Source organism: candidate division WOR-3 bacterium (assembly GCA_039801365.1).
Taxonomy (GTDB): Bacteria; Hydrothermota; Tepidihabitantia; order Tepidihabitantales; family Tepidihabitantaceae; genus JBDRUN01.
Map to the genome: position 1 here is coordinate 21,954 of JBDRUN010000023.1, position 7,545 is coordinate 29,498.

General features: G+C 58.6%; 9 protein-coding genes and 1 tRNA gene. 4 read left to right on the forward strand and 6 right to left on the reverse strand.

Annotated features, from left to right (window positions below; all coding sequences use genetic code 11):
* Positions 1-13: 13 nt before the first annotated feature.
* Positions 14-89 (reverse strand) — tRNA-Asp (locus ABIL25_04700).
* A 50-nt stretch (positions 90-139) separates the two neighbouring features.
* Here ABIL25_04700 and ABIL25_04705 point away from each other — a divergent pair.
* From ABIL25_04705 to ABIL25_04720, 4 genes are all read left to right on the forward strand, one after another.
* Positions 140-502 (forward strand): hypothetical protein, encoded by a 363-nt coding sequence (locus ABIL25_04705; protein MEO0081577.1) that lies wholly within the window; start codon positions 140-142, stop codon positions 500-502.
* Positions 503-570: 68 nt separating this feature from the next.
* On the forward strand, positions 571-903 hold the full coding sequence (locus ABIL25_04710; protein MEO0081578.1) for a hypothetical protein: 333 nt from the start codon (positions 571-573) through the stop codon (positions 901-903).
* Positions 900-1,319: a T9SS type A sorting domain-containing protein gene (locus ABIL25_04715; protein ID MEO0081579.1), complete on the forward strand. Its 420-nt coding sequence runs from the start codon at positions 900-902 to the stop codon at positions 1,317-1,319. Before ABIL25_04710 ends, ABIL25_04715 begins: the two co-directional genes overlap by 4 nt.
* Positions 1,320-1,414: 95 nt before the next feature.
* Positions 1,415-2,869 carry a PAS domain-containing protein gene (locus ABIL25_04720; GenBank protein ID MEO0081580.1) on the forward strand — a complete coding sequence of 485 codons (1,455 nt, stop codon included), beginning with the start codon at positions 1,415-1,417 and terminating at the stop codon, positions 2,867-2,869.
* Between the two features lie 326 nt (positions 2,870-3,195).
* Here ABIL25_04720 and ABIL25_04725 read toward each other — a convergent pair whose 3' ends face one another.
* The 5 genes from ABIL25_04725 to ABIL25_04745 form a co-directional block, all read right to left on the reverse strand.
* Positions 3,196-4,248, reverse strand: a complete 1,053-nt coding sequence (locus ABIL25_04725; protein MEO0081581.1) for a phosphoribosyltransferase family protein — start codon at positions 4,246-4,248, stop codon at positions 3,196-3,198.
* A gap of 49 nt (positions 4,249-4,297) precedes the next feature.
* Positions 4,298-4,942, reverse strand: a complete 645-nt coding sequence (gene coaE / locus ABIL25_04730) for a dephospho-CoA kinase (GenBank protein MEO0081582.1) — start codon at positions 4,940-4,942, stop codon at positions 4,298-4,300.
* Between the two features lie 3 nt (positions 4,943-4,945).
* Positions 4,946-5,731: an electron transfer flavoprotein subunit beta/FixA family protein gene (locus tag ABIL25_04735; GenBank protein MEO0081583.1), complete on the reverse strand. Its 786-nt coding sequence runs from the start codon at positions 5,729-5,731 to the stop codon at positions 4,946-4,948.
* Positions 5,728-6,972, reverse strand: coding sequence for a beta-ketoacyl-ACP synthase II (fabF, locus tag ABIL25_04740; protein MEO0081584.1), 1,245 nt, complete (start codon positions 6,970-6,972; stop codon positions 5,728-5,730). Before fabF ends, ABIL25_04735 begins: the two co-directional genes overlap by 4 nt.
* 63 nt (positions 6,973-7,035) lie before the next feature.
* Positions 7,036-7,284 (reverse strand): acyl carrier protein, encoded by a 249-nt coding sequence (locus ABIL25_04745; GenBank protein ID MEO0081585.1) that lies wholly within the window; start codon positions 7,282-7,284, stop codon positions 7,036-7,038.
* Positions 7,285-7,545: the final 261 nt, after the last annotated feature.

Sequence of the window (7,545 nt, forward strand, 5' to 3'; positions counted from 1 at the left end):
GATTTGTGCGAAGCGGGCCCGACCAGATTTGAACTGGCGATCTTCGCCGTGACAGGGCGACGTGTTAAACCAGGCTACACTACGGGCCCTTGAGGAATGATATTCGACTCCCGGCTGATGTCAAACCCAGCACGCCGGAGTGCCAGAAAAGCTGTCGAACCACAGCGAAAGTGTCATAGGCACTTCCTGCCCGAGTCCATCCAGGCTTGGGCTCGTCCCGCAGGCGAATGTGCGGAATCTCACCGACCCGCTCGTGCCAGATATGGACCGTGCCATCAAACCATTGCTGTACCATGACCCGTGTGCCGGCAACACAGATGCTGCGAATGTTGGGTTTGAGTTGGTAGCGATGCCCCTGGTAGCGCAGAGTGTTATCATTGGCAACCTCCCGGGTAGTTTTGGCACACAGCACGGTATGCGGGTTGAGAGAGTCGGTTACCGGCCTAAAACCGAACTCGGCCTACTCGGTTTGACCCTGAACGTCCAGCGTACTTGGGGATGAACATCTGCCCGTGGATTACGGGCTGTTGGCAAAGATGCACTCGACCATCAGCGCCTGCATGGCACGAAATGCGTCGGCTGGTCGTCACGCTGGAACCGATGCACGCCGCCGTGCCGGGTGGTGGTGAATTGACCGGCCCGATCGAGATACAAGGCCCTTGGGAGGCCGTAACGGCGGGCAACGTGATAGAAGAGAACCTCAAAGGAGTCGGCAAGCGTTTCCTGGGGATCGAATTTGCCCCAAATTGGCCTGCCGGTAGCGTCGTCGGTGGCGAGGATGAGGGTTGCGGATGGGCAGTTGGGGCCAAACCAGGAATGGGGACTGCCGTCAATGAAGACCAACTCGCCGAAGCGGGCGCGGCGTTCCCGGCAACGGCAGCACGGCCAAGAAGAAGCGGGTGAAGTCAGGTGGTGACCTGGTAGCCTATGGTGGCGGCGCGTTCTTTGCCCTCAGGGGCAACAAGTGCTACGAGCTGTGGCGGTACTTCGAACCGATAACCGCCTGCGGTTCTACGCTTGCAGTTAACCGCTCCGGAGTTCAGGCCGCACTAAGCGCTCAGCGGTCAGAGTTCAGGGTTTCGCCGAATCCACTCGCTAGCGGCTGGGCGATGCTGCGTTACAGTCTGCCCAAGCCTGGGTCGGTTGTGGTCACGGTGTTCGATGTGGCCGGCCGCGGCATCCAGCACTCAGTATTCAGTACTCCGCGTTCAGCGTTGAGTGTCTCGCTCGACCTGCGGAAGCTCGCCAGCGGCGTTTACCTTGTCCGGCTCGACGCGGACGGCTATTCGGCCACGCAGAAGCTGGTGGTGCAGAAGTGATACTCTGTGCTCGACGCATGGAATAGGAGAAAGGTAATCTCTGGTGCGGCGCCCTGCGCAATTGACTCTGCGGATGTGCGCACTTAGAATCGGCCGTGGCCTTCGGTTATCCGAATCGGAACAGACCAACTATTAGAATACCGTGTGCACCAAACGCGGTGATTGGTCCCTGGGCGTTCCTCATGTTCTCCTGTGTGGCTCCGCCCATGCTTGCCTCAACCGCGAACTCAGACACGGTCGTGGTACACTGGGTCGCGGTCTATGATGGCCCAGAAAGCCGGGAAGACCGCTGTACTGGAATGGTTCTGGCGCCGGACGGCTCAGCGTACCTTGCCGGATACTCATTCGGTGCCGCGACTGACTTTGACTTCGCAGTACTCAAGGTGGATACCACAGGCCGGATTGTCTGGGTTAACCGTTATGGTTCGCCAATTGGCTGTGAGGACCGGCCGTGGTGCCTATGCCGGGATTCGTCCGGCGACATTGTCGCTGCGGGCGGTTCAATTGCGGATATGGCTGTACTCTGGGATTTCCGCATAATCAAGTATCGGCCGACTGGCGAGACCGTCTGGACCCGGTTGCTTGACTTTCCAACTCATGCCGAGGATAAGATTGCGGGCGCCGGAATACTGTCAGACAATTCGATCGTCGTAGCGGGCAGCAGCCGCTATCGGCCTGACCATAGCTTCGGGCCAGCAGCCGGCAGTCAAAGCCGGGCGGATTGGGATGTTACTATTGCCCGTTACTCATCGCAGGGCGAGACGCTATGGACTAGGCGATTCGATGGCAAGGCTCATGGCGATGACCTTACCGCTGGCCTTGCTCTGGACCGCACCGGCAACTGCTATGTTGCCGGCCAGACCACGACAGCAGGCGGAACCGAAGTTCTGCTCCTGAAGTACAATCCAAGCGGACAGCTGCTCTGGCGTCGGACATTGTGCGGCAACGTGCCGGGCTCGAGTATCGGCCAGGGAGTCATCGTTGATTCTGCGAGCCGGGCCTGGGTATTCGGCGCGTGCTACAATCAGGGCCGCTCATTTGACTTTCTTGTCGCCTGCTTTGATTCTTCCGGCCGGCAGCTTGCGTATCTCGCTCTTGACGCGGCGGCCCGGGTTGACATCTGTCAGGCTGCATGTTTGGACCGAGCCGGCAATTTGTACGCGACCGGACAGTCAACCGGCCGCGGCACGTCGTTTGATGTGCTGACTGTAAAAGTCTCGCCGGCCGGAGAAACGCTCTGGACCCGTCGGTTTCACGGCACAGGTGCGGACCGGGGCTGGTGCATCGGGCTTGACCAGTTCGACCGGGTCGTGGTCGGCGCGACTTCGGACGGCCCGGCAGGCCAGCCGAACATGATGCTTCTCTGCTACGGCCCGGACGGCGAGCTTGCCTGGACATTCAGCTACGCGGGCGGCGGCGCGGGTGAGGCGCGGCCGGTCGCAATCGAGCGTGGTGGTGAGAATGAACTTCTGGTTGCAGGCTCTGCTTGCCGGCCTGGGACCGACTTCGACATTGTTCTACTAAGACTCGCACCGGGCGGTGGCCGGTAGGACTCCTGTTCTCTTGCAATCGTCGCCGGGCTTGAGCCTTTTACTGGCCCGAGATGCACCTGCTTTGGTCGAGCAGGACGTCGCTATACTATTGGCTTACCCGGAAACAACTCCCCTAAGAGAGAGTCGGCCCAAGAGGTACTTGGTGCCGGTATGTTCATGAGACGTCCGGCAGACATCTTTTTTTGATGCATTGCACAGTTAGGCGCTGTGCCCCACACACCGTCTGTAATCTTTCCACCTTTTCGGATATCTACCTGGCGGCACGTTGAGCTGGCTCGTGACCTTCCTACTGGCCCCGCAGCCCTGCGTTGTAATCGCTTCGGCTATTCGGCCGGAGGGTGCAGTCGGTGGTAGGCGAGGTCACGCTTCTGATGCCAAGCCTGCGGGTCTTCGAAGTACTCAGTTACTTCGCGGAACTCTTCCTCGGTCAGGAAGCTGATGTCAGCCGGAATCTTGGGTGATAGAGCAGCGCGCCGGTCAGTAAGATACCAGAGTTTGACGCCGAGGTCAGCCAGGTCTTTTTCTCCTCCCTGACGGCGGTCAAAGATAACGAAGCAGGCGTCAACTACTCCGCCCCAGGCCCGGATTTCTCGAATTATCCTCGCCTTGGTCCAGCCGTGTACGAGCGTGTCGTCTACAAGCAGAACCTTCTTGCGGAATAGTTCGTGCCTCTTGATGCCCTCGAACGGGCTCGCCTCTGGGTAGCGCTTCTCTCTGCGGGCAAAGAACGCCGGCTTGGCAAGCTTGTGAGCCAGGACCGCGGCAATGCCGATGCTACCGGCTTCGATGCCACAAACGACGTCGAAGGAAATGTTGCGCAGGAGTAGAGCGGCTGAGCCCAGGACAAAGTCGTTGACTTCCGGATAATTGGCCAGGCACTTCACGTCAATATAGATTGGGCTGCGGTTCTTGCGCATGTCTACCTGGAATAGAGGTCGCAGGTCACCAAGGCTCACTTTGATGGCGCCGACCTGCCATAGTATTGCCGCCACGGTTTCGGCAAGGTTGCCGGACATGGTACGCCGAACCTCAAGCAGGTCCGGTCGCACAATACGCTGCTCGCGGAGCAGCCGGTAGAACTTGCTCGCGGCCTCAGTCGGCAGCTCGAAGCTGAGCCTGGTCTCGTCCACATCATACACCACATTGAATCGGCCGACGCTTCTGGTGCCAGCCATGATGCGGAAACTGTCGGCATTGGACTCCCGCTCCTTGTCGGCAAGCCGGTTAGTATCAGGATTCACGAGGCGGCGGTAGGTATGGAGTACGTCTTCGGCCAATTGCTCAACCTCGGCAAACTCCAAGATGTAAGGAGTGACCGCACGGACAAGGCCGCCAGAAAGCTCCAGCTCGCGCAACGGAACCTGATCGAGTTTCATGCGCTAAGGATTACGCACTGTGCTCCACACCAGCACGCGGCGTGGTATGTCAGGCCTTCTGGGTCTGTTGCAGATTCTGGAATCGGGCCGAGTAGAAGAAATTCCAGAGCGCACGGGTCTTGCGCTTGAGTTCGGCGAGTGACCCCTTGTTCTCAAGCACGAAGTCGGCTCGGCGCCACACCTTGGCATCAGGCTCCTGGAGGCCGAGCAGTCGCTTTGCCTCGTCCCTCGAATACCCACATGTAACGAGCCGCCTTATCTTGAGCCGTTCGGGCGCGGTCACGAGGATGGAAACGTCCACATCCTTGTCTAGGCCGACTGTGAAGAGGAGTGGCGCATCAAGGATGATGAGTCCTTTTCGGTGTTCAGCCAGTTCCTGCTTTAGACGTGCGATGATTGTTGGATGAGTAATGGCGTTGAGCTTGTTGAGGGCTGTCCGGCTGGCAAATGCCTTGGCCGCCAGCCTGCGGCGGTCAATCTGCCCGCTGCGGGCAAGTATCCCGGTCCCGAATGCCTTGACGAGGGCTTTGTATTCCGGAGTGCCACGGCGAAGTACCGTACCTGCAATCGCGTCGGCGTCAATGACTTTCGCACCGAGTCGCTTCAGTTCGCAGGCCACGGTCGTCTTGCCCGAGCCAGCATTACCGCCAATGCCGACCACAAGCCTTTCCTGATTCAGTTTCCGGTCAAACATGCCCTATATCACCTTCGCTTCTTCGTGCAGCAGCCGAACAAGTTCTGGAACGACGTCGGCCGGCTCACCCTCAAGTCTGCGGCCCGGTTTCCGCCCGGGCGGCAGCTGGTCCTCAAGGTAAGTAATTCCCCGCGTCAGTTTGTTCTGGTCAAGACTGAGGTCAGCAAGCGATAGGGTCGGTATTTCCTTCTTCTTGGCGGCCATCATCAGTTTGAGCGTCGGATACCGCGGTTCGTACTTGCCCTTCTGGATTGTTACGAGGCATGGCAACTTCATGTGGACCACCTCGGTCGCACCTTCAACCTCGCGGTGGCAGATGATACTACCCTTGCCGGGTTCAATCTCGACCTCGGGCACAACTGCGACGTGCGGCACTCCGAGAAAATGGGCCAGTGCCTGGGGCACGAACGCTAGGTCGTCATCCACTGCCTGTTTACCACAGAGCACGATATCGAAAGGCTCACGTTTCACCGCTGCGGCGAGTATTTTCGCACGGGAAAGCGCGTCGATATCCTCAACGCCGGAATCGCTCACGTACACCGCTCGGTCGCAGCCCATTGACAGGGCAGTCTTGAGCGCAGTCCGCGTTCGTTCGGGACCGAACGTCAGTGCAGTCACAACTGTATTTCCGAGCTTTTCCTTGATGCGCAGAGCGGTTTCAATCGCGTATTCGTCATATGGGTTTATTACCCATTCGACTTCAGACGTGTCCAGGAGTCGGGTCTGGGTATTGATGCGCACCTTCGTCTCGGTTGAGGGAACCTGTTTGATACAGACGACAACGTTCATTGTTCCCACGCCTTAACGCACAGACAGCAGTTGTGCCCGCCAAACCCGAACGAATTAGACAGCGCGGCTCGAATCTTCACATCTCGCGCCCTGTCTTTTACAAAGTCGAGTGTTACGCCCTCGTCCGGGTGCTCGTGGTTTAAGGTCGCGTGCACGCGACCGTGCTTCACAGCTAAGGCCGTCGCCACGAATTCCATCGCACCAGCTGAACCAAGGCCGTGTCCGATCATAGACTTTGTTGAGTTCACGACGAGACGAGCAGCATGCTCACCGAACAGGTCGTTGATAGCCTTTACCTCGGAAGCATCGTTCAGTGGGGTGGAAGTGCCGTGAGCATTGATGTAGTCAATGTCCGAGGGTGTGAGCCCGGCCTCGGTGATCGCCTGGCGCATCACGTCAATCGCCCCCCGGGCCTCGGGGTCGGGTGCGGTGATGTGGCTTGCGTCCGCGGTCGCGCCATAACCAGCCAGTTCGCAGTAGATGGGTGCTCCGCGCCTAACAGCATGTCCAAGTTCTTCAAGAATGTAAATTGCACACCCTTCGGCAATCACAAATCCGTCCCGGTCCCGGTCAAATGGCCGTGATGCTCTTGCCGGTTCCTCGTTGCGTTTGGACAGGGCGCCCATGTTGGCGAAGGCTGCAACCGTAAACTTGGTTACTGCTGCTTCCGACCCGCCGGTTATCATCACGTCACAGTCACCATGTAATATGTGTCGGAAGGCCTCGCCAGTTGCGTGTGCTCCCGAGGCGCAGGCTGAGACGGTACAGAAATTCGGTCCCCGTAGGTCGTAAGTGATGGAAATCTGGCCCGATGCCATGTCCGGAATCATCATCGGAATCAGAAGGGGCGAGACCCGCCGCGGTCCTCGTTCGAGGAACTGCGCGTGTTGAGCCTCCCAAGTCTGAACTCCGCCCATTCCTGAGCCGACAATAACGCCGATGCGGGACCGGTCTTCCTTTGAGAAATCCAGCGCGGCATCGGCAATTGCTTCAGCCGCCGCGCACAGGGCGAACTGTGTGAACCGGTCTGCGCGCTTTGCCAGCCTCGGGTCAAGTCGCTTTTCCGGTGCAAACCCTTTTACTTCGGCGGCAATCTGGACTGGCAGGTCTGAGGCATCAAACGACGCTATCCGGGCGATACCGTTCGTACCGGCGTTGAGGTTTTCCCAGAACGTAGGAATGTCGTTGCCAATGGGGGTAACCGCGCCCAGTCCGGTGACGACGACGCGCCGACCGGTCACCACTTGGTTCCTTTGCTGGTTCGGACCAGACCCTGGGTAATCATCCTCGGGAACTATCGGCTACTACTTCTTGCCCTTTTCCTCAAGTTTCTTCTGCAAGTACTCTACCGCCTTGCCCACAGTCACAAGCTGCTGGGAATCCTCGTCCGGAATCTCGATACCGAATTTCTCCTCGAAAGCCATGACCAACTCGACGATGTCGAGCGAATCCGCGCCCAAGTCATCCACGAAATGGGCGGTTTCAGTCACTTTCTCAGGCGTCACGTGCAGTTGTTCGACGATGATGTTCTTGACATCGTCCACTAGTGCCATGTTTCCTCCTTTGGCCCGAACAGGCCGGAAACCATTTTCCGACAGGTGCCAGATACTGGATTCCGCCGGGCCGGGCAAGTCAGGGCCTGCGGCCCAAGACTGAAGTGTATCAGGAGGACGCCGCAAAGTCAAGCCAACTGAGCAAAAGGGTGGGCCGGCCAAGGCACATCGTGACCCCCTGCCTGACGCTTGCGCGTTTCATATGATACCCGTAGCGCCAGCAACTCGTCAAGGTCGAGCGCAGGCAACAGGAGAACACCC